A 23,032-nucleotide genomic window follows, 5' to 3' on the forward strand; every position below is an offset into this window, starting at 1 on the left:
GTATTCAAGAAAACCACCAAAGCAGAATAGGATGCTTTGGTGGTTTTTTATGACAGAATAAAATGTTGTTTAATTATTTATAGGATGGGTGAATTTAAATGTAGAGCCTTTGCCAATAGAGCTCTCTACTTCAATTGATCCGCCTAATAAATTAACTAAAGATTGCGCAATTGAGAGTCCAAGACCGGTCCCGTTTGGGCTATTTTCTTTGTAAAAGCGATTAAATATTTTTTCTTTTTGCTCGTCGTTAATTCCTCTTCCGGTATCTGCGACATAGAACAAAAGTAGTTGTTCCGCTGTGTCAGATTTTTTTACACCTAGTGTGATGCTTCCTTCTGATGTAAATTTAATGGCATTTTCAATTAGGTTAGATATAATTTGTCGTAATCTTGTTTCATCACTTTTAATGGTCATTTTTTCAGGAATGCCCTCATCAATGTGATAAACGAGTTGAAGCTTACTCTTGTTGTGCTCTTTTAATTTGAGCGTGAAAACATCTTTTATATGACTAATAAAATCCTTTAGGTCGATAGGCTTGTACTCCACATTAATTTGCCCGGCCTCCATTTTACTTATCTCAACAATATTGGTGATGATATTTAGCAGTTGAATGGCATTTTCTTCAATGAGTTGTAAAAAATGTATTGCCTCTTCTCGCGAAGCATCACCTGTTTTTAATAGATCAATAAAGCCAAGTATGCCCATCATTGGAGTACGAACTTCGTGACTCATGTTTGATAAAAAGGCAGTTTTTAGTCGATCACTTTCTTCAGCTTTTTGTTTGGCAGTTCCTAATTCCACATTTGTGTTTTCTAAATCTTTGGTGAGCCGAACTAATTCTGTAATATCTAATAACGAAACCAGTACCTTCTCCCAGGTATGTTCATGACCTGCCATTATTTTGGCATTTACCGAAACGTGCAATGATTCTCCCTTAAGCGTTGATTGTTTATCGCGTGAACTATAAAAATACTTGCCTTCGGAAAAAGCAACAATACCTTCTTTTAATGAGTTTAGAGAACCAGGGAAAAAGGTTTTTTGAATGTTGTTAAGTAATTCTTCTTTAGTGTTGGCTTTGAAGTATTTTAAAGTTGTTTTGTTGAGGTTAATAAAACGTATTTTTCGAACTAAGTTCACAAGTTCTTCAGGGTTATCATTAAGATATTCTCTAAAATTGCTAACGCCTTTCAATCTTAATTTATCAATTGTTTTTTTTAACTCACTAAAATCTTCTTCCCACAGCGAAATGGGGGCATCTTCGAAGAGGCGTTTAAAACGCTCTTCGCTGGTTTCTAAAGATTGCATTAATAAATTGCGTTCTTCAATCTTACTTTGCAGATTCTGATTGAATAAAGAAAGCTCTTTTGTTCTGTATTCCACAGCTTTTTTCAACCTTCTATTAAAACTAATTAATAAGGTTAAAATGGCCAAGGTGATGCCTAATATTGCAAGAATAATCCTAATCCATTTTCGTAAAGTTTTATCCGATTCGCTGATGTAGTGCGAGAGTAAGAATCCATCAAGTGAATAATCGTCTCCAATCAAACCCAGTAATTGGTATGTTTCAGCTATGTGATGCCAACGCTCAATATTCATATGCCCTGGCCTAACCAATTTAGGCATTAATAAATCCTCCATTTGTTGAGCTTCGTAAACTAACATTTCTCTACTAAGCGAAGGATCGTATTTCTCCAGAATTAAGTTTATGATTTCTTCTTTATTATTCATGGCATATATCCAGCCTTGAATTGTTGCCTCGTGAATGAGTCTACTACGTTGCCTATTGTTTTTTAGTTCTTTTTCTGATGTGAAAAATATATCGCCATAAAAATCAATGCCATAATCGATTGGTTTAAAAATCACAGTTTCTTTACCTGCTTTTTGAATTAAGTATGGGGCATCAATAATATAGTCGTCAATGGCATCCACCGTTCCTAATAATAAACTGTCTCTATAGTTGCCACCAGAAAGAACTTGCATGCTGTCAACAGTTATGTTGTGTTTTCTGAACATGGCCTGGGTTGAAGCAATGCCGTATTCGCTAAGGATAAGTTTCTTACCTTTTAATTGATTAATGCTGGTTATTTCTTTATCCTTGGTGCTTATTAATACTTCGGGCGAATGCTGAAAGATTGCTGCCATTGCTACTACCGGCACACCATGGGTGCGAGCGATCAGTAATTTTGGAGAATCTAAGCCATAGTTTGCTCTGCCCGATATTACTTCCTCGATAGTATTTGTGTGGTTGTCTCCCTCAATAAGTGTAACATCAAGTCCTGCATTTGAATAAAAACCTTGTTCTAATGCTGCATAAAAGCCTGCAAACTGAAATTGATGCTTCCATTTTAATTGAATTTTTACCGAGTCTAATTTTGCCGAATACGCATTTTGTATCGTTGCTGCGAAAAAAATGCAAAGTGCTATTAATAAGCGAAACAAAACTTTAGGCATAATGGAATGGTTTAATAAAGTACTTTAAATGTACTAAGATTTTTATTCTTTATCTTCAATTAATTAAGGTAGAATGGGTCTATATTATGTTGATAGGATTTGTAGTATTGTTTTTTATCTGTAGTTGAAGCGTAAAGACAGGTGTAATCTGGGTAAATAGTTAGTATGGAATTAGGTGATTTGGGAACATTAAGTTTACATTTGAAAAGCAGGGGATTAAAATGCTTAAAGTAGAATAATGAAAGTAAAAAAGAATACATATTTAAGTTTGTTTGTCTATTTATTGTTGACCCTAACAACTTTTGCTTTAACTGAGCTGGCGGCTTTGTACCCTGAATTTATAGAGCGCACATATAGTCAAGGCATGTATCCAACTATTGCCAAACTACTTTCTTTTTTTAGTACCCGGCTTCCTTTTTCTCTAGATGATGCTTTCTATGCCCTAATGGTTACCTGGTTAATGCTGCTTCCACTTTTGGCTATTTTTAAACGAATTAGATGGAAGAAGGTATTGCTTCATTGGCTTGGCACATTGGCCTTGGTATATGTGTGTTTTTATTGGTTTTGGGGTTTTAATTATTACCGAAATGATTTAGAAACACGTTTGAATTTTGTGGAAGCTAAAACGGATAGTGTCGAATTAATGAACGTGTTTAGGCAATTAATTAACGAATGTAATCAGACTTATTCGCAACTTGATAGTACTGAATACGCTATTTTCTGCCAGCTTATAGAAAAAGAATATGCCCTTCAGGCTGACTTTTTACAGATTGATGCTGACTTGTGTTCAACCCGACCCAAAAATATTACCTTAAGTCGCTTTTTTGCAGCTGCCACCATAGGTGGATATTATGGGCCATTTTTTAGTGAGGTTCATGTGAATGCGTATTTACTCCCAATGGAATATCCGGCTATTTTAGCGCATGAATTAGCCCATCGTTATGGCATAACTGATGAATCTGAAGCCAATTTCTATGCCTGGTATGTTTGTAGCCAAACAAAAGATAAACGCATTCAGTACAGTGGTCATCTTCATCTACTGGGTTATTTTCTGCCTCACGTTTATAATTTGGATGGTGCCGAAGCGCTTCTTAAGACGATTCGCCCTGAGGTAAAAGCTGATTACAGGCGGCATATAAAACATTGGAGAGCTTTAATGAATAGGGAAGTGGAGGAGGTGGCCCATAAGGTGAACGATGCTTACTTAAAAACAAATAAAGTTGAGGGAGGCATTGATGATTACGATGGTGTGGTGAAACATGTTATGGATTTTTATAATACTGTTAATCATTAAATTATTTCTCGATTTTTATTAAGCTTACATTTAGTTACACCAATACACCATTCTTTCTTTTGAACGTTAGTTTTTTTGTGATTTATGTTTTTGTATGCAATTGAATATCATTAAAAAACATGGTATTTTCAAGATCAAAAGAATAATCTTTTAACTCCAAACTAATGAATAGAATCGTATTTTGTCTAAGTCTGTTTATCGCATCGTTAATAGTAGTGCCAGCCCATGGTCAATCTTTTTTAGAAAAGATGGCCGAAAAAGCAGCAAAGAAGGCAGAGGCTGCTGCCGAAAAAAAAGCTGAAAAGGAAGCAGAAAAGAAATTAGATGAGGCTTTTGAAAAAGCCGAAAAATCAATGGAAGATGAAAAGAAAACAGAGTCATCTCAATCAGAATCATTTGACCTAAATGCTTTAATGAAAAAAGCAGGTGTTTCGTCTGAGCCCGCTACTTTTGAGGATAGTTATACCTTTCAATCTTCCATCACAATGAATATGAAAACTTACTCCAAGGAAGGTACGTTAAAAAGTGATGGTGTGATGAAAATTTATGCTAATGCTGGTGATAAGTCATTTGCCTATGAATTTGTATCTGGAGAGCTTGAGTCAAAAACAAAAAATGATAAAGGCATCATTATAATGGATTTCAAGAACGAGGCTAGTATTATTTTGTCAGATGATAATGGTAAGAAAACTGGAGTTGTGTATGGCGGTAATGGTTTTATGGATGCATCATCGTGGGAAGATGAAGAAAGTAATGATGTGTTTGATGAAGGAGAGGTAGAAGAATATAATCCACATCTCACTAAGACAGGTAGAACAAAAACAATACTTGGTTATAAGTGCGAAGAGTACCGTTATGAAGATGAAAATTCGGAAGCTAATTCCTGGATAACCAAAGATGTGGATTGGAATAGTAAAGATTTCATGACAACCATGTTTCGGTCATCAATGTATTCAAATGGAGTTTGGGGAGGTTTCTTGATGGAAAGTGAAAGTGTTGATAAGGCAGATGGTGAAAAACATACATACACAGTAGTTGATATTAATCAATCGAAGAATACTACATTTCCGATGTCTAGTTATGAAATTACGAATGTTGGAACCATACAATTGCCAGAAGATATTGGAAAGGAATAGAATATAGATTGATTCTAAGTAATTTAATTAATTAAATGTGAAACTTCCTGAGAAGTTTTTGCGTTTCTTAAACTGTTATTATATTAAAAGCCCTGAGTGGTGGTCTGTGAATAAAAATCGTCAAATATCGAATCAATGAGAAAACCTGAATTTATTAACTACAATGGCAAGACTTTTTTCTACATGAATTTCTCTGATTTAATAGAGGTAGAAGCGGTTAAAGACATGGTTCAAGAAAGTGCTAATTACATTCGAAGTCAGCCTGAAAAATCGGTTCTAACACTTTCGAACATAACAGGAATGCATTTTAATAGCGAAATTAAAAATGTGTTTTCCGATTTTCTGAAAGGAAATAAACCTTATATCAAAGCCAGTGCTGTTGTTGGTTTAGGTGGTTTGCAGCGAATTGTATATAATGGTATAATGAAATTAACGGGACGTGATATTCGTTCGTTTGAAAATATAATGGTGGCACAAGATTGGTTGTCTGCCAACTAATAAATGCATAATATTGTGTTTTAAAATATAAGGGACTTAGGTCCCTTTTTTCGTATTTACTATTATTAATCGTAAAGTTGATTTATGTCTATTCTTTATTATTTGATGTTGGTTCTTGGAGCCTTGATATTTATAGCAGCAGTAACAAATTGGGATTGGTACTTTAAGCAGCGCCGGGCACAAACCATGATTAAGTTAATGGGACGAAACGGTGCTCGTATACTATATGCTGTCTTGGGACTGTTGTTTGTTTTTTTTGCATGGATGGTTCTGAACGGAAGAATTGATGTAGGGTAATATTTTTTAGAACCAGATGTAACCTTTTAATTGCAACTTGTATCATACCGACAAACAAAACGATAGAATTATGGAAATGATTGGTATTGCATTCATCTGGTTAGGTTTATTTGCAGCAGCTTTTTTTGCTTGGTATTTCTTCATACAAGCACGAAATAAAGAACGCTTGGCGTTAATAGAAAAAGGCGCTGATGCCGCTAACTTTTTTGCGAAAAAGGAAAGCAAAAAGCGTTTTTCTTTTCCCTGGATGAAGTTTGGATTATTGCTTTGTGGCTTAGGTTTTGGTTTAGGAATTGGCTTATTTGTAATATCATTACCTGGCTTAGAAAGAAGTATGGAAGATGTTGGACCTGGAATTGTTTTTGCCACCACTTTTATTTTTGGCGGTATAGGAATGATGTTGTCACATTATGTAGATAAACCTAAATCAACTGAAGTATAGTTGATGGATGATATATACATCGAAAAAGTTAAGAATGGCGATGTGGAGGCTTTCCGGTATTTTGTCCGGCAGTACCAACACATGGCCTATTCTGTTGCCATATCTGTTGTGAAAGATGAATTCTTAGCTGAGGAAGTTGTTCAGGAAGCATTCATTAATGTGTACAATAAATTGGATTCGTTTAAAGGGAATTCAAAATTTAGCACCTGGCTTTATCGCATTGTTATTAACAAAGCTTTCCGTAGTTTGGATAAACAAAAGAAGTTATCCTACGAGTCTATTGATGATGCAGAGACTGTTTTGTCGGATGACTCATTTGAGCCATTGAGTAAAGATGAGCAAAGTTATTACATCAACGAAACCCTACAGCAGATGCCTCCCAAGGAGAGTTTAGCTTTGCGTTTATTCTATTTACAAGAGATGTCGATGGAGGAATTACAAGATGTAACGGGCTGGTCGTTGAGTAATGTGAAAGTTATATTGCACCGTGCACGTAAGCGTTTCTACACCTTGATAAATGCACTTTTAAAAACTGAAGTAAATTCAATATTATGATGAAGCAAGAACCATTTGAAGATGATAAGCTCAGGCGAATGATGGAGCAGAGTAAGGTTGAAATGCCATTCTCTGATTTCGAATCTCGCTTGATGAGTCGTATTGCTTCTGAATCAAGTTGGAAAAAAAGCGTTGGAAAAAACATGCGATTGTCGTGGTTGTTTTTTACCATTGGTTCACTCTTTGGTATTCTGGCAACCATTTTATTACCCTTAATTAAGCGTAATTTCTTTGGCTTAGACATTCAATTGATACAGATACCAATATTATTGGTTATAACATTTGTGTTTATATGGCAACTCGACGCCATGATTAAACAAAGTGCTCAAAGCCGAACTAAGCGAGTTAAATAGTTATTATTCCGATGTTCTAAATTACTTTAATCAATTTATCACTTGCTTTAGTAAGTTTGCCAAATGAGATCGTGCTTAAATTATTTTTTTTAAGAAAAGCTTTCACTTCTTCAATGGCCTTAGGTTCTACAGCTATTAATAAACCGCCACTTGTTTGTGGGTCGCAAAGAATATTTTTACAGGCTTCATCCTTTAGATTAACATGCTCTCCGTACGATAACCAATTTCGCGTAGTACCTCCCGGAATGCATTTCTTATCAATGTAATAATCCAATACGTCTATTTTAGGAATCTTGTCGTATTCAATGGTAGCTGATAAACTACTGCCTTCGCACATTTCGCTTAGGTGACCAATTAATCCAAAGCCAGTTACATCAGTCATGGCTTTAATACCATCAAACTGTGCTAGTTCTGTACCTATCTTATTAAGCTGGCACATCAAGTCGGGAGCAATAGTAGCATGCTCATCTTTTAACAAGCCCTTTTTTTGAGCCGTACTTAAAATACCAACCCCAAGAGGTTTGGTTAAGAATAATTCACAGCCTTCTGTAGCTGTGTCGTTACGTTTTAGCTGATCGAGTTCAACTTTACCATTCACAGCCAAACCAAAAATTGGTTCCGGATTGTCGATACTATGTCCGCCAGCCAATATAATGCCTGCTTCTTTGCATACTTGACGGCCACCTTCCATCACTTGTGAGGCCACTTCTGCGGGAAGTTTATCAATAGGCCAGCCAAGTATGGCAATGGCTAATATTGGTTTACCACCCATGGCGTAGATATCGCTAATGGCATTGGTAGCTGCAATACGACCAAAGGTAAAAGGATCATCTACAATGGGCATGAAAAAGTCGGTGGTACTAATTAGGGCACTTCCATCTCCCCAGTCATAAACCGCGGCATCATCTCTGCTCGAATTACCCACTATCAGTTTTTCATCAAAGCTGGGAGTAATGTTACTTTTTAAAATGGTACTTAAAACAGAAGGAGCTATTTTGCAGCCGCAACCAGCTCCATGGCTATATTGTGTGAGTTTTATATCGGTCATCTTAAATGGTATCTGCGAATTCTAATATGAGTTGTGCATTCTTTGCATGGTCAATCGTATCCAGCTTTAGAATGTTTATTTTTTTTGCGTCTCGTCGGTTCATACCTCTGAGGTAATACTTGTCGTAATAATTTAGGGTCAGTAATGCAACGTCGTAGTAGTTGCCTTGTTTCAGGTTGTTTAATGCCTTGCTTGTAGCTTCGTGTCCCAGCCGTTTACTGATGCGTTGGACGCTATCAATTAATTTCTCTTGATGTGTTTTATCGGCATATTCTTCAACCAAATGATTGGCACGTTCTTCTTTTTTAATGTCAACAAAAATCAATGGTACTTCTCTCATTTTCCTGAAAAGATGCATGGGTATGTTAACATTGCCAATGTTGGGACTTTCATCTTCGAGCCAAACGGGTTTAGTTTTGTCAAATAATCGCCATTGCCAATAAATATTGTTTTCGAATTGTTCGGTGCTAGGTTGCATATCCTGACCAATGCTTCCAAAAGCTGAGCCTTTATGGTTGGCGAGCTTTTCAAGATCCAGTACCTGCTTACCTCGGGCTTTTATTTGGTGTAGAATATGTGTTTTTCCTGAGCCGGTGTAACCTCCAAGCACTTTAATCTGATGATCACCAAAGCTATTTAGTGCCAAGCGTCGATAGGCTTTGTAGCCATGTTTAATGACGTATACTTCCTCGAATCCATTGTCACTTAAATGTTGTGCAAAAGCATGACTGCGCATACCACCTCGCCAGCAATGTATCACCGCCTTTTTATTAGATGCAGCCTTTAAAGATTGTGAAATGAAATCCTCTAGCTTTGGGTTGACATAGGTGTATCCTAACTCAATGGCTTTTTCTTTCGATTGTTGCTTATAAACAGTACCAACATGCGCTCGTTCATCGTTACTGAATAAAGGAATGTTAATTGCAGACGGAATGTGGCCTTTATCAAATTCGCCTGGAGAGCGAACATCTATAAGAGCTAGGTCCTGGTATTGCTTGAGGTATGTTTCAATACTGATGTCTTGTGGCATGTGCCAAAGGTAAATATTTACTTGAAGGTGAAATGAAAAATATTTAAAATAATTAAGTCCACACTCGAAATGGAAAGGTGAGTATGGACTTAAGAAAGAAGTTATTATTGAGTGTAAACTCTGTTTTCTTGTTCTGCTACTCTAATAAATGTAGTTCGTTTAGTTAGTTCTTTTAGTTGTTGAGCACCAACGTAGGTGCAGGTGCTTCTTACACCACCAAGTATATCCTGAACAGTATTTTCAACGGCTCCTTTGTAAGCAACTTTAACTGTTTTTCCTTCACTTGCCCGGTAATTAGCCACGCCACCAACATGTTTTTCCATAGCTGTTGCGGAACTCATACCATAGAATTGCTTATACTTTTTACCATCCTCTTCAATCATCTCACCACCACTTTCATCATGACCGGCTAACATGCCTCCTAACATAACGAAGTCGGCACCAGCACCAAATGCTTTCGCCACATCACCAGGAATGGCACAGCCACCGTCGCTGATAATTTGTCCACCTAAGCCATGAGCAGCATCAGCACATTCGATAATAGCAGATAATTGCGGGTAACCAACACCAGTTTTTACACGCGTAGTGCAAACTGAACCCGGGCCAATACCAACTTTTATTATATCGGCTCCGGCTAATAGTAATTCTTCTACCATTTCTCCGGTTACCACGTTTCCAGCTAATATTACTTTGTCAGGGAATCGCTGACGTGTGCTTTTGACAAAGGCAACAAAGTGCTCGGAATAGCCGTTGGCCACATCAATGCAAATGAATTTTAGCTTTGGATGAGCATCAATCACTTTGGTAATTCTATCTAAATCATTTTCGCCGGTTCCTGTACTAATGGCAATGTAGTTTTCGATATCGCCTGATGCTTTATCTAAAAAGTCGTTCCATTCTTCAAAACTATAGTGCTTGTGTACGGCAGTGAAAATCTTTTTCTCAGCTAACTTAAGTGCCATTTCAAATGTGCCAACGGTATCCATATTGGCTGCCATTATTGGAACGCCAGTCCACTCATTATTGGAGTGCATAAACTTAAATGTTCGCTCTAAATTTACCTGTGAGCGACTCTTTAATGTCGATCTTTTAGGACGAAACATCACATCCTTAAACCCCAACTTAATTTCGTTTTCTATCCTCATAAATCTTTTTTTTTACCTTCAAAATTAACAAATCGTTTGGATTTAACTAAATGAAATAACTGTGGCTCGACTAAATGTTGTTATTGACATTCAGAGATAAGCATATTCCTATTGTTGTGTGGAAGTATTATTTATTTGCTACTTGTAGATTGAACTGATAGGTCGGTTGGTGGCAATTGTATAAAGCGATTATGTGAATAGAAAAAAGTCAAGACCTTAGTGGTTTGGTAGTGTTTTTTTAATAAGCAAAAGGAAAACATTTAGCGTGATTGGTCATTTTGTTTTACATATTTAATTTGATAAAATGATCAAAATAGCTGATAAGTAGGTTGCTAGGAAAATTTCAAATAACTATTATTGTTCTCTGTTAAAAACAGCGCACCCTATTTAATTCATGTAAACAAAAGTCTAAAAATTGCACATTTCTGAGAGAACATACACCATTGCCTTTAAACTGTTATTAGCGGTTCTAATACTATTATCGGTTGTTAATAATGCGGGTGCTCAAAAGCGTAATTATACTTTTAACCGTTTTTCTATTGACGATGGCCTCTCACAAAACTCAGTATTAAGCCTTTTAAAAGATAAGCGTGGTTTTATTTGGGTTGGAACCAGCGATGGTTTGAACCGCTACGATGGGGTTAGTGTAACAGTATTTGAAGCTAATGGCGGAGGCGAGTTTTCGTTAATTAATGGTTTTGTTTTTGATTTGTTAGAAGATGTTGAGCGCGACAAGATTTATATAGCCACAAATGGTGGCGGCTTAAGCGTGTTTGATCAGGTGTCGGAAACTTTTAAACATTATGTGTTCGACACCATTCCGGGCACTATCGTTTCAGATTTTACCTATGCATTGGATATGGATGTGGAAGGGAAAGTATGGATTACAACAACGCACGGTATTAGTGTTTTAGATCCGGATACTGAAATTATTACTAACTACGATAATGGCGATGAGGCAAATTCTGTCCCTAAAGAGGCTATTACCACAATTTTAATAACATCAGATAATAAGAAGTGGTTTGGTACCTATGGGAAAGGATTATATTATTTTGATGATGAAACGCAATCATTTATCCAATATAGGAATGTATTAGAGAAGGCCAGTTTTTCAACTCATAATTATATTAATAATATATGCGAAACTCAGGATGGTAATTTATTGCTTGCTACAGAAGGAGGTTTGTATGAGTTTGACACAAAGACAAAATTATTTAAATCATTATTGTTGCCAGGTAAATCTATTAACGATGTAATTAATGGAAGTGAAAATGATTATTGGGTTGCTTCTGCCGGAAATGGTATAATTCATTTAAATGATGTTTACGAGGTAATTGAGCAATTACGCCATAGTGAATACGATAGGTGGTCGTTACCTGATGATAATATCATGAAGTTATACAGGGACGAGCGTGATGGTTTATGGATTGGTTCACGTACAAAGGGCTTGATTTTAATGGATGTAAAGATAAATCCATTTGTGCATTATTATAGTGTGCCCGATAAGCCAAGTCTTCACGGTAATTCTGTATTTGCTTTTGAAGAAGATAATCAAGGTAATTTATGGGTAGGAACAATTGATGGGCTTACCAAGTGCCGACTCGATGAGTCAGAATATGAAAGAATACAGCTTTGTTCTCAGGGTGAAGATATGTCTGTGTGGGCCTTGTATTACGATGAAGAAAGGTATATGTATGTTGGCACATCCAATGGCTTTATTAAATATGATACGCAGACATTGGCTCAGAAAACTTTTAGATACGAGGATGAGAACCCATTGAGTATTAACGATGATCATGTGTATGCTTTTGGGAAAGATTCGTTGAATCGTTTGTGGGTTGGTACGGCCAATGGTGCTTGTTATATGAATGCAGATGGAGAGACTTTTACGCGTTTCATGCCATATGATAATGAAGGTTCCATTAGTAGTTATTCCATTTGGGATTTTTATGAGGATAGTAAAGGTCGTTTTTGGATTTCATCTGATTTTGGTTTGAATAAATTCAACTATAACACCAATGATTTTAAAAAATACTATCATGAGGTAGACGATGACAAATCTTTATCATCGAGCATCATTATGAAAGTAACGGAAGATGAAAGCGGTAATTTATGGGTAGCCACCAGTCTTGGTATTGATTGTTTGTCAGATAGTATGGAAGTACTTGTACACTTTGATGACGAAAGCGGATTAAATAATAGCTATATATATCAGTTGTATCATCATAATCAGAACCTTTGGGCTTCAACTAATCAGGGAATAAGTCGTGTTGATCTTAAAACAAATGAGGTCACCAACTTTAACGGTCATGATGGCATGCAAGGTAACGAATTCAATACGGCATCATTTCGCTTAAGTGATGATCGATTGGCTTTTGGAGGTTTAAATGGTTTTAATATTTTTCATCCTGATAGTGTAACCCATTCAGTTTATTCGCCACCAATATATTTTACAGGTTTGCAGTTGTTTGGTATGGACATTTCGGCGCGTGACACAGCTAATTGGTCGGATGTGGTAATTGAAAAATCCTTGATTATGGCCAGTCGTATTGCCTTTACCTATAAAGAACGTTTTTTTACTTTACGATTTGCTGCCCTGGATTATGAAAATCCTAAAAAGATTGAGTATTTCTATCGAATGCTTCCAAAATCGGAGCATTGGGTGCCACTAAAGAGTCAGAAATACCTGACATTTATTGATTTAAATCCGGGCGATTACCGCTTGGAAGTGCGTTCAACAAATTCAGATGGATTTATTTGTGATAATGTTAAGGGAATTGATATTCGGATTAACCCTCCGGTATGGAAGGAGTTTTGGTTTATATTATTAATGGTTTTTTGTGGCGTATTCTTAATTTATCTTTTCATAAGGGTGCGCATGCGTCGCTTAAGTAGCGATAAGCAACTGTTGGAAGAAACGATTGTTGAGCGAACGCAAGAGATGGAATTGCAGAGAAATATTGCTCATAAGCAAAGAGATGAAATAGCCAAGCAAAAGAGTCAGTTGGAGAATTTTGCAGGTAAGTTAGAAGTCAAAGTGAAAGAGCGAACATCAGAGCTTGAAAAGGCAAAGCTGGCAGCAGAAGAGTCTGATCAGCTTAAATCGGCCTTCTTATCCAATATGAGTCACGAAATTCGCACACCAATGAATGCCATTATTGGTTTTTCCGAATTATTGTTGGATTCGTCTTTGGACTCTAAGGAGCGGATGGAATATGCTCAGGTTATAAAAAGCAATGGTGATGAATTGCTTAATCTGTTGAATGATATTATTGATATCTCGATGATTGAATCGGGGCAATTGAAAACTAATTTATCAAACATTAATGTTAATGAATTGGTAAATATGATTCATGTGAGTTTTCAGGCATCTCCAATCCTTAAAAAGAAAAATGGAGTACAATTGTTAATAGATATGCCAGATGAAGAGGTTCATGTTTGCACCGATGTTTTTCGCTTAAAGCAGATATTAAACAACCTAGTAGGTAATGCCATTAAATTTACTGAAAATGGACATGTGAAGTTAGGTTTTACCATTGAGAATTCGCGTGTACGCTTTTTTGTGGAAGATACAGGTATTGGTATTGATAGAGCGCATCAGAAGCGAATATTCGAACGATTCTTGAAAGTTGAAAATACAGTTAAGAATATTTATCGTGGCAATGGTTTAGGCCTAACCATAACCAAAAATCTGGTTGAAATTTTAGGTGGAAGTATTGGCATGCAGTCAGAGCTTGGTAAGGGGTCTCTTTTTTATTTTCACATTGACTTGTTAAACTAGTAAACTCTCCTAATCAAAGTACAGAGCTGTTCCCGATTTTATTTCACGCATTACAAAGGAGCTTTGTACGTTACCAACGTTATTTACCGAAGCTAATTTATTGTAGATGAAGTGGTGATAGGTTTCCATGTCTTCGGTAATTACCTTTAGCATATAGTCAAACATACCAGCAATATGATGACACTCTAGAACCTCAGGTAGTTGATTGATGCTTGTTTCAAAGGCTTGTATCATATCATGCGAATGTTCTTTTAATGATACATTACAAATGGCAACCAAATTCTTTCCGACTTTTTCCTTATTTATCAATGCTACGTACTTTTCAATAACACCGTTTCGTTCCAAACGCTTTATGCGCTCAAATACTGGAGTAATGCTTAAATTAAGATGATGGGACAACTGCTTTGTGGTCATCTTGGCATTTTGCTGTAAGAGTTTTAGAAGCTTTTTATCTGTATCATCTAATTGGATGGGCGAAAATTTTTCTTTGGCTTTCATGTTATTGAGCTTTTGTGAGGTAAATTTACTAATATTTTTAAAATATAAAGTATTATAATCTGAATTTTATATTTTAACTGGTATAATAATCTACATATTCGTATTTTTGTTGAAAATAAGTTGAACCAAGAAGGGTGAAGATATGAAACCAGAAAGTTTAATGATGACCTTAGGATATGATGCTCACGAACATCAGGGAGCTGCTAAATGTCCAATTTATCAAACTTCAACTTTTGTATTTAATAATTGTGAAGAGGGAAAAGCTTTTTTCGAGCTAGCTTATGGTTTGCGTGAGAAAGAAGAAGGTGAAGAAATGGGAATGATTTACTCTCGCTTGGATCATCCTAATATGAATATTCTTGAAAAGCGATTGGCAGCATGGGATGAAGCCGAGGCTGGCGCTTTCTTTTCGAGTGGTATGGCAGCAATTTCAACATCTATATTGACTTTTGTTAAGCCGGGTGATGTATTGTTGTTTTCATCGCCGGTGTATGGTGGTACCGATCACTTTATTCACCATGTTTTGCCTCAATTCAATATTGGAGTTGTAGGTTTCGTTAAAGGAGAAAATGAAGATGTAATTATTGATCGTGTTGAGAAAGCCTATCCAGGTAAGAAACCTTCAATGGTGTATGTTGAAACACCTGGTAATCCAACCAACTCTTTAATCGATATTGAAATGGCATCGCGAGTTGCTAAATATTTCAGTACGAATGATAAAAAATGTGTATTGGCAGTTGACAATACCTTCTTAGGACCGGTGTTTCAACATCCGATGGAGTTTGGAGCCGATTTAGTAGTTTATTCAGCCACTAAATACATAGGTGGTCATAGCGATGTAATTGCTGGAGCTTGCACAGGTTCAGCTGAATTAATTGCTCAGATAAAAGGGATGCGAACTTTCTTTGGAAGTCAGCTCGATCCAAACTCAAGCTGGTTGCTGCAACGTAGTCTTGAGACAGTAAAAATTCGCATGGAAGCACAGGCAAAAAGTGCAAAAATTGTTGCCGATTATTTAAAAGATCATCCTTTAGTGGAGAAAATGCACTATTTGGGTTTCCTGGAAGAGGGATCTGAATTACAAGATATTTTTAACCGCCAATGCTTGTCAACTGGTTCCATGATAGCCTTTGACATTGTTGGTGGTGAAAAAGAAGCATTTATGTTTCTTAATAATCTTAAATTGTTTAAATTAGCAGTGAGCTTAGGTTCTACCGAGAGTTTAGCAGAGCATCCTGCTACAATGACACATGTTGATGTGTCGCCCGAAGACAGATTGAAATTAGGTATTTCTCCGTCTTTGGTTCGATTAAGTATAGGGCTAGAGAATCCTCAGGATTTGATAGATCAAATAGCAAACGCCTTTGAAGTGGTTAAGAAGGCGAATAGTTCGGCCGTTTGTTAAGAATGGTCTGAATTTGGTTTTTATGGTTAATGTTTTGCTAAGCCCCGCTTTTTGCGGGGCTTTTTGCATTTTTAAGGTTGGTTCCTAATATTGACTGTTTTAAACCTTATTTTATCTGTTTAAGTTTATTTAATACTGAAATTTAAAATACTCCTTTTATCTTCGTGTAAATCATGATTAAAATCATTTTAACAAAACCGTACAGACAAACGTTTACTTTGTTGAATTGGTCACAATAATCTATATTTGACACCCTAATGAAAATGATATGAAGGAATTAATCACAGCATAGCTTGTGGTGAGTTGGATGAGTCTCAAGAATAATGAATAAGAATTAATATATAAATTATGAACGATATCAATAAAAAGAGGACGGGAAACCTTATCTCCATTCAAGATTCGTTGGTGAAAGCCCGATTTTTTGATGACGTGGTGATGGGGGAGACTGCTGAGATTTCCGTTGATGGAAAATTCCTTCAGGCAGAGGTCTTGCAGATTCAGCCCGATCCTAAAAATGCCGATGCAGGTATTGTAGAGATGCAGGTGTTTGAGGACTTAACCGGTGCCAAGATTGGTGACGAAGTGGTTTTTAAAGGTACACCTTTGTCTGTATTATTAGGGCCAGGTCTTCTGACAAGTGTATGGGATGGATTACAGAATCCATTGTATAAATTGAGTGAAGAGGACCATTACCTTAAGCCAGGAATGAATGCGCCTGCTTTGGATGAGGAAGTTTTATGGGATTTTACGCCAAGTGTAAAAGTTGGTGATGAGGTTACTGGTGGCGACGTAATTGGAAACGTGCCGGAAGGTAATGTTGACCATAAAATTTTAGTGCCATTTAAATTCGGTACTTGCAAGATCGAAAGTATTATCGAAAAAAGTTCGGTAAATATTGTTCAGCAAGTAGCTGTAATAGTTGATGAACTTAATAAAAAGCATGAGTTGCAGTTGGCTTTTCGCCAGCCGGTAAAATCTCCTATTCCTTTTAGGGAGCGTGCTATTCCAAGTAAACCTATTTCTACAGGAGTACGAGTTATTGATTTATTAGCTCCAGTAGGCTATGGAGGAACCGTTGGTAACCCAGGTCCCTTCGGTGCTGGTAAAACAGTTTTACAGCATTCGCTTTGTAAATATGCAGTAGCAGATATTATAATAATGGCCGCTTGTGGTGAGCGTGCTGGTGAGGCCGTAGAGGTATTTAAAGAGTTTGCTGAGTTGGAGGATCCAACAACAGGTGAATCCTTGATGAACCGCATGTGTATTTTCGGAAACACAAGTTCGATGCCGGTAGCAGCTCGTGAAGCTTCTGTATTCATTGCCTTAACAGTGGGTGAATACTACCGTTACCAAGGCAAAAAAGTGGTGATGTTAGCCGATTCAACATCACGTTGGGCGCAGGCATTACGCGAGCGTAGTGGTCGTCAGGGAGATATTCCTGGACCGGAAGCCTTCCCAATGGATATTCCAGATCAGATTAAAGGTATGTATCAGCGTGCTGGTGAAGATTTAGGAACTGGTGGATCATTAACCTTTATTGGAACGGTATCGCCAGCTGGTGGTAACTTCCAGGAGCCTGTAACGCAAGCTACCATGGATGCGACAGGTGGTTTCTGGGGATTGTCTCAGGATCGTGCCGATGCTAAAAAGTATCCGGCCATTGATCCTTTGGTGTATACAACATCGGTTTACGATGGTTTTGTTTCATGGGAAGACCGCAAAAAGATGCTTGGTATATTAAATGATGCCAATGATATTGATCAGACCATAAGTACTATCGGATTAAAGAAAGTGCCAGTAGCTAACTATGTTCAGTTTCAAAAAGGCTTAACAATCGACTTCTGTGTAATGCAGCAGGATGCATTTGAGAAAAATGATGCCTGTACACGTCCAGAAAGATTGGAAGTAATTAATAAAGCTGTTCAGAATTTAATTGGCAGTGAAATAGATTTCCAGGCAGGAGATGTGGATGATGAGCAGGTAAAAGAGCTAATCAAGCATAAGTTTGATGAGTTGCGCCAGTGGTGGAGAGCTTGGAACTATTCAGCAATATCTGAAGAGGAAATTAATAACCTACCGCTAGCAGTGGATAAATTTATTTTACAGGAGGAATACGCCGTATGATAAGAAAAGAAATAAATAAAATAAGCGAAGTAGGTAAAGCTCTTATTTCGGTGGAAGGTAATCCTGGAGTGGCACTTAACCACGTTGTTGAGCTTTTGGAGGCAGATAGTAATCAAAGTCTTTCTTTTGCTAAAGCGATTAATATCACCGAAGATACAACACGTTTTCAGGTGTTTAACGGTACCACAGGGTTAAGTACAAAGACTAAAATTCGCATGCACGAGATTCCGCTAACAGCTGGTTTTTCAAATAAAATGTTAGGACGTAGTTTTGATGGTGCTGGTGAAGTGTCAGATGGTGGACCAGAAGTTATTTTCGAGAAGCAAGTTTCTACTCGTTTAGATACTTTAAATCCAACTGTACGTAACGTGCCAAAGCAGCCATTATGGACGGGTATTCCAATGATTGATGTATTTAACACATTGGTGAAATCGCAGAAAATTCCAATTTTTGCGGGACCTACAGAGCCATATAACCGTTTGCTGTCGCAGATTGCAAAGGGAGCTCAGGCTGATGTTATCATTTTTGCCGGTATTGGTCTTAAATTCGATGAGTACCATTACTTTAAAGAGCAACTATCTCAGTCGGGTAACATTGATAAAACCATCATGTTTACTCACTTGGCAGGTGACTCGCAGATTAAAGGTTTAATGCTTCCTGATGTGGCTTTAAGTGTGGCGCGTGAGTTTGGAGATCAAGGAAAAGATGTATTGGTATTATTAACTGATATGACTAACTGGTCAAATATTTTACGTAACGTGGCTAACTATCAGGATATGATTCCTTCATTACAAGGATATCCTGGTTCTTTATATTCAGAGTTAGCCAAAAGATACGAGGTAGCGGCCGATATTGAAGGAGCTGGTTCGATCACCATTATTGGTGCAACAACGCTTGAGTCATTAGAAGATCCTGTACCTGATAATACAGGTTATATCACCGAAGGACAGTTCTTCCTTGAAAATGGTAAACTGAAGTTAGCGCGTTCACTTTCTCGTTTGAAACAAGGGGTGAATGGTAAAACACGTAGCGACCACCGTGCAATTATGACGGCTATGGCTTCGTTATTGGCCGATGCAGAGAAAGCACATGAAGCTTCGGAAGTTGGAGCTGCAAACGATGCTTATTCGCAAAAACTATTACGTTACCGTAGCGACTTTATTAGCAATATTGAAGAGCCCTTTGGCGAACCTATAGAGCTTGAGCCTGCTTTGGATAAATGTTGGGCTATTCTTAAGCGCCATTTCGATCCAACAGAAACTGGCCTCAGTAAAAAACTGATTGAAGAATATTGGGATAAGAATTAATTAAGTAGTAAGATAAAAGTATCAAGAAGTAAGACTTTTTTAAGAACTGTTTTTAGTCTTGATACTCACTTCTGAATACTTGAAACTAATTTTTAAAAATGAAAGAAATGCACGATAATAAAGAAAATCTTGAAAAGATAGTTTCGAAGCTTAAGGAGCAAGGCATTGATGCTGGTGAAGCTGAAAAGCAACGCATTATTGAGGAAGCTAAGAAACAGGCTGAAGCAATTGTATCGGAGGCTGAAGCTCAAAAGCGTACTATTATTGAAGAGGCAAATAGTAAAGCTGAGCAAGCAGAAAATAATGCGCAAACAGCTTTAAAGCAAGCTTCGAGAGATATGGTTGAGGCAACTAAGGTGGCTGTTCTTAAGTATATGGAGTCGATTTTTGGTGGTTTAAGCAAAAGTTTATTCACGCAGGATCAGTACTTACAGGAATTAAGCAAGGCTGTTATTGCTTCGGTTGAGGGTCAGAAAACGGTATCAATACCGGCTGAAACCCTTAAGGCTATGGAGGCATTTATTGCTCAAGCAGGTTTAAAAGAGCAAGTGGAGTTAAAGCCATTGGCCAATAGTGAAGCTAAGATTATAATACAGTCAAAAGAAAATAGTGGTGTTCAGTTTGTGTTGAGCGATAGTGATATACAGCAAGCCATGTTCACTTTATTGAATAAAGATTTGGTTGAGCGCATAACCCAAAACCAGGAGGGCTAAACATGTCAAACTTGGTTTATTTAATGTGTAGTTTGCCTTCGTTGAAGTTTGGCCAGGTACCGCCCATCACTATGGATGAGTTTACCGAAGATGCCAAAAGTCAATTGTCGGCAAAGCACTTTAAAAAACTCGAACCGGTTGATATCTATCAATCATCCGATTCGGAAGGGAAGGTGAGTTTGAAAAGCATTGCCGTTATGTTGGATGAAACGAAAGAAGACATGACGGAGCTTAGAGCATCAAAAGCTCAACGACGAACTCCCAACCTGGCGCAACTTCCACTAGCTGTTGTTAATGCCAATCCATTGGAGCGCGAAAAGCTCATCATGCGTTGGCAGTGGGAAGAACTGGATACCATACAGGCTGGCGAAGCGTTTACATTGACGGAGGTAATGATTTATAAACTGCGACTGCAGATATTAGATCGATTAAACTCCTTTGATAAAGAATGTGGTGCACAGGTGTTGGCATCGGTTGTTAACCCACCTAAAAAGAAGGAGGAATAATGGCTGGAGTAAAAATAAAATATACAAAAACAGAGCGTGCACGCCAGAAGAAAATTCTGAAGGTGTCTCTACGTATGCTGCCTTTGTTCGAAGCGATGGAGAAATCCTTGATGTCAACAATTAATACAATTGCTGAACGCATTGAGGAAATTCGCCAGGTTATTGACAAGAACAACAAAGCTGCAGAGCCATGGGTAGCTGTAATGAGCGATTCACATGTGGATATAAAATCGTTTATTTCGGTTAATGAGGTTATCACCAAACATATTGATGTGGCGGGTGTGCGTGTTGATCAATACGAAGGTGTTGATTTTAACGTGGAGCCGATACAGGATGATACACCTTTGTGGGTAGACGATGCGATTGAGTTAATGAAGGAACAGTTGCAGCTTATGGCTGAAATTGAATGTCTGGATGAACAGATTCGTCTATTAGAAGAGGAACTCTTGGATGTACGTGCGCGTATTAAGTTGTTCGAAAATCGTCGTATTCCGAATGCGAAAATGGCGATACGCAAAATTGGTCAAAAACTACAGGATGATGAGCGTTTAACAATTGCCACAGCCAAAGTAGTTAAAACCAGTCAAAAGGAAGGAGTGATGGCATGATTACAAAAATGAAAAAATTATTGCTCTTCATGGCTCACCCAACCAACGATATGGATGATGACCTAACGATATTAGGCCAATTAGGTTTGCTGCATGTCTCACCATTTCAGCCGGCTAAAGATGAGTCGATAGAAAGGGTTCAAGAGCGCATTGAGCAATTGGAGAAGGCTATTTCCGTATTGGATGATTGTGAGGCCATTGAGTCATCTTCATCAATTGATGTTATAGATTATTCTAAGCAAGAGAAAGGTGAAATAGCTTTACTCGATAAAGTAATAGATACCAATGGTTCGATTAAAGAACTTCAAAGGCAGATAACCGAGCTTACCAAGGCAAAGCAATGGTACGAGAGTTGGGGTTCTGTTTCCTTGGATGATTTAAAAACCATAAATAACAACGGGGTTTACCTAAAACTTTACGAAGTTCCTGAAAAAGATGTGAAGAGCATTCAGGCTGTAGGAAATGTTCAGGTTGTTGGAAATTCTAATGGTCTTAGTCAGGTGGTTCTAATCTCTGAAGATGAAGGGACTACTCTGAATTATCAGCAAATAGAATTGCCCCTTAAATCACAGCAAGAGGTAGAACTTTCTTTGAGTGAATTGAGAGCTGAATTGGCATCTGGTCAAGAATTTTTACATAAGTTGAATGCTCAAAAACCATTGTTGACAGATGCTTTAGATGAAAGAAATCGTCGTCTGAAGGTTCGTACCGTTAAGTATGGTGGTGTAGCTTTTCATGATAAGTTGCGTTGTTGGGAAGGATTCCTTCCTGAGAATAAAGTGCAAAATGTTGTTGATGAAGCTGAAAAGAATGGCTGGGGTTACATGGTTAAAGATCCGCGACCTGACGAGTATGATTTTGTACCTACTTTGTTGCATAATCCAAAATGGACACATAAGATTAAGCCGGTCATGAACTTTATGGGATTGGTTCCGGGTTATGACGAGCTTGATGTATCAAAGGTATTTTTAATCTTCTTTACATTTTTCACGGGTATACTTGTGGGCGATGCTGGTTACGGTCTTATCTTTTTTGCACTTACACTAATAGCTCACTGGAAAACAGGTTTTGTTAAGAAGATAGAGTTTGGTTTGTTTTACACGCTGTCTGCTTCTGTTATGACATGGGGTGTGCTTACCGGAACTTATTTTGGAGCTGAAACCATTGCGAATATTCCATTTTTAAAACAATTGCAAGTACAGCAACTGGCTAGTTTTGGTGGCGAAACCCTCAAAATTCAGCAGTTTATGTTCTTGATTGGAGCTATACATTTAACCATTGGTCACCTTCAAAAGGGCTGGAAATACATCAATAGTGTATTGCCAATAGCTCAGTTAGGTTGGGTAGCCATTGTTTGGGGCCTTTATTTTATGGTGAATAAAATGGTGCTGGGCATCGAAGCTCCTGAATTTATGGTGTGGTTATTTATTGGTGGAGCCATATTGGTTGCTTTGTTTTCAAGTCCGGGTCAGCCTGTGTTAAAAGGTATGTTATCATCTATTGGTAATTTACCCTTGAACGTAATTAATGGCTTTTCTGATGTTATTTCGTACATCCGTTTGTATGCCGTTGGTTTATCAACCGTGTTAATGGCGAGTAGTTTTAACGACATGGCTATAGGTGATGGAATCACAACCATTGCTTCAGGGATAGGTGCAGTGCTAATACTTGTACTTGGTCACGCTTTAAATATGACACTTGCAGCAATGGCAGTATTAGTACACGGTGTTCGACTAAATATGTTGGAATATGCTGGTCATGCCAGTGTAGAGTTTTCGGGTAGTGAATACAACCCGTTTAAATTAAAGAAAAATAAGTAAAATCTAATAAAATTATATACG

The 23,032-nt window shown here is 37.5% G+C and carries 20 protein-coding genes; 15 read left to right on the forward strand and 5 right to left on the reverse strand.

Translation table 11 applies throughout. The features are described 5' to 3' along the window. Positions 1–69: 69 nt before the first annotated feature. The gene (locus ACRD7B_RS13360; RefSeq protein ID WP_430825071.1) at positions 70–2,451 is read right to left on the reverse strand and encodes an ABC transporter substrate-binding protein; all 2,382 of its coding nucleotides are present in this window, start codon (positions 2,449–2,451) and stop codon (positions 70–72) included. 238 nt (positions 2,452–2,689) lie between these two features. Between ACRD7B_RS13360 and ACRD7B_RS13365 the strand changes: the two genes are divergently transcribed. The 7 genes from ACRD7B_RS13365 to ACRD7B_RS13395 all read left to right on the forward strand — a co-directional run bounded on the left by ACRD7B_RS13365 (position 2,690) and on the right by ACRD7B_RS13395 (position 7,026). Further along, positions 2,690–3,745, forward strand: coding sequence for a DUF3810 domain-containing protein (locus ACRD7B_RS13365; protein ID WP_430825072.1), 1,056 nt, complete (start codon positions 2,690–2,692; stop codon positions 3,743–3,745). 164 nt (positions 3,746–3,909) lie between these two features. Then, the gene (locus ACRD7B_RS13370) at positions 3,910–4,881 is read left to right on the forward strand and encodes a DUF4412 domain-containing protein (RefSeq protein WP_430825073.1); all 972 of its coding nucleotides are present in this window, start codon (positions 3,910–3,912) and stop codon (positions 4,879–4,881) included. Positions 4,882–5,016: 135 nt separating this feature from the next. Further along, positions 5,017–5,379 carry a hypothetical protein gene (locus tag ACRD7B_RS13375; RefSeq protein ID WP_430825074.1) on the forward strand — a complete coding sequence of 121 codons (363 nt, stop codon included), beginning with the start codon at positions 5,017–5,019 and terminating at the stop codon, positions 5,377–5,379. Between the two features lie 84 nt (positions 5,380–5,463). Further along, positions 5,464–5,676, forward strand: coding sequence for an immunity 17 family protein (locus ACRD7B_RS13380; RefSeq protein WP_430825075.1), 213 nt, complete (start codon positions 5,464–5,466; stop codon positions 5,674–5,676). A gap of 70 nt (positions 5,677–5,746) precedes the next feature. After that, positions 5,747–6,118 carry a DUF6249 domain-containing protein gene (locus ACRD7B_RS13385; RefSeq protein ID WP_430825076.1) on the forward strand — a complete coding sequence of 124 codons (372 nt, stop codon included), beginning with the start codon at positions 5,747–5,749 and terminating at the stop codon, positions 6,116–6,118. Positions 6,119–6,121: 3 nt separating this feature from the next. Continuing rightward, on the forward strand, positions 6,122–6,673 hold the full coding sequence (locus ACRD7B_RS13390; protein ID WP_430825077.1) for an RNA polymerase sigma factor: 552 nt from the start codon (positions 6,122–6,124) through the stop codon (positions 6,671–6,673). After that, positions 6,670–7,026 (forward strand): hypothetical protein, encoded by a 357-nt coding sequence (locus tag ACRD7B_RS13395; RefSeq protein ID WP_430825078.1) that lies wholly within the window; start codon positions 6,670–6,672, stop codon positions 7,024–7,026. The genes ACRD7B_RS13390 and ACRD7B_RS13395 overlap by 4 nt, the downstream gene beginning before the upstream one ends. Before the next feature lie 16 nt (positions 7,027–7,042). Here the strand turns inward: ACRD7B_RS13395 and selD are convergent, their stop codons facing one another. From selD to ACRD7B_RS13410, 3 genes are all read right to left on the reverse strand, one after another. After that, entirely contained in the window at positions 7,043–8,074 is a 1,032-nt protein-coding gene (selD, locus tag ACRD7B_RS13400) for a selenide, water dikinase SelD (RefSeq protein ID WP_430825079.1), read from the reverse strand. 1 nt (position 8,075) lies between these two features. Next, complete coding sequence (gene mnmH / locus ACRD7B_RS13405) at positions 8,076–9,104, reverse strand: tRNA 2-selenouridine(34) synthase MnmH (RefSeq protein WP_430825080.1); 1,029 nt, start codon at positions 9,102–9,104, stop codon at positions 8,076–8,078. Between the two features lie 104 nt (positions 9,105–9,208). Continuing rightward, positions 9,209–10,249 carry a GMP reductase gene (locus ACRD7B_RS13410; RefSeq protein WP_430825081.1) on the reverse strand — a complete coding sequence of 347 codons (1,041 nt, stop codon included), beginning with the start codon at positions 10,247–10,249 and terminating at the stop codon, positions 9,209–9,211. A 415-nt stretch (positions 10,250–10,664) separates the two neighbouring features. Here ACRD7B_RS13410 and ACRD7B_RS13415 point away from each other — a divergent pair, with 415 nt between their 5' ends. Next, complete coding sequence (locus ACRD7B_RS13415; protein WP_430825082.1) at positions 10,665–14,030, forward strand: ligand-binding sensor domain-containing protein; 3,366 nt, start codon at positions 10,665–10,667, stop codon at positions 14,028–14,030. Positions 14,031–14,039: 9 nt separating this feature from the next. On the opposite strand, the gene ACRD7B_RS13420 is transcribed toward ACRD7B_RS13415, so the two are convergent. Further along, positions 14,040–14,528, reverse strand: a complete 489-nt coding sequence (locus ACRD7B_RS13420) for an Lrp/AsnC family transcriptional regulator (protein ID WP_430825083.1) — start codon at positions 14,526–14,528, stop codon at positions 14,040–14,042. Between the two features lie 142 nt (positions 14,529–14,670). Here ACRD7B_RS13420 and ACRD7B_RS13425 point away from each other — a divergent pair, with 142 nt between their 5' ends. From ACRD7B_RS13425 to ACRD7B_RS13455, 7 genes are all read left to right on the forward strand, one after another. Continuing rightward, a complete protein-coding gene (locus ACRD7B_RS13425) occupies positions 14,671–15,933 on the forward strand; it encodes a cystathionine gamma-synthase family protein (RefSeq protein ID WP_430825084.1) in 1,263 nt (420 codons plus the stop codon). Between the two features lie 348 nt (positions 15,934–16,281). After that, a complete protein-coding gene (locus ACRD7B_RS13430; RefSeq protein WP_430825085.1) occupies positions 16,282–18,057 on the forward strand; it encodes a V-type ATP synthase subunit A in 1,776 nt (591 codons plus the stop codon). Beyond that, complete coding sequence (locus tag ACRD7B_RS13435) at positions 18,054–19,364, forward strand: V-type ATP synthase subunit B (RefSeq protein WP_430825086.1); 1,311 nt, start codon at positions 18,054–18,056, stop codon at positions 19,362–19,364. The genes ACRD7B_RS13430 and ACRD7B_RS13435 overlap by 4 nt, the downstream gene beginning before the upstream one ends. A gap of 107 nt (positions 19,365–19,471) precedes the next feature. Then, positions 19,472–20,077: a hypothetical protein gene (locus ACRD7B_RS13440; protein WP_430825087.1), complete on the forward strand. Its 606-nt coding sequence runs from the start codon at positions 19,472–19,474 to the stop codon at positions 20,075–20,077. A 2-nt stretch (positions 20,078–20,079) separates the two neighbouring features. Further along, positions 20,080–20,583 (forward strand): hypothetical protein, encoded by a 504-nt coding sequence (locus ACRD7B_RS13445; protein ID WP_430825088.1) that lies wholly within the window; start codon positions 20,080–20,082, stop codon positions 20,581–20,583. After that, positions 20,583–21,191: a V-type ATP synthase subunit D gene (locus tag ACRD7B_RS13450; protein ID WP_430825089.1), complete on the forward strand. Its 609-nt coding sequence runs from the start codon at positions 20,583–20,585 to the stop codon at positions 21,189–21,191. The genes ACRD7B_RS13445 and ACRD7B_RS13450 overlap by 1 nt, the downstream gene beginning before the upstream one ends. Before the next feature lie 8 nt (positions 21,192–21,199). Continuing rightward, entirely contained in the window at positions 21,200–23,011 is a 1,812-nt protein-coding gene (locus tag ACRD7B_RS13455) for a V-type ATP synthase subunit I (RefSeq protein ID WP_430825090.1), read from the forward strand. Positions 23,012–23,032 lie beyond the last annotated feature (21 nt).

This window comes from Carboxylicivirga fragile (assembly GCF_050589805.1).
GTDB classification, from domain to species: Bacteria; Bacteroidota; Bacteroidia; order Bacteroidales; family Marinilabiliaceae; genus Carboxylicivirga; species Carboxylicivirga fragile.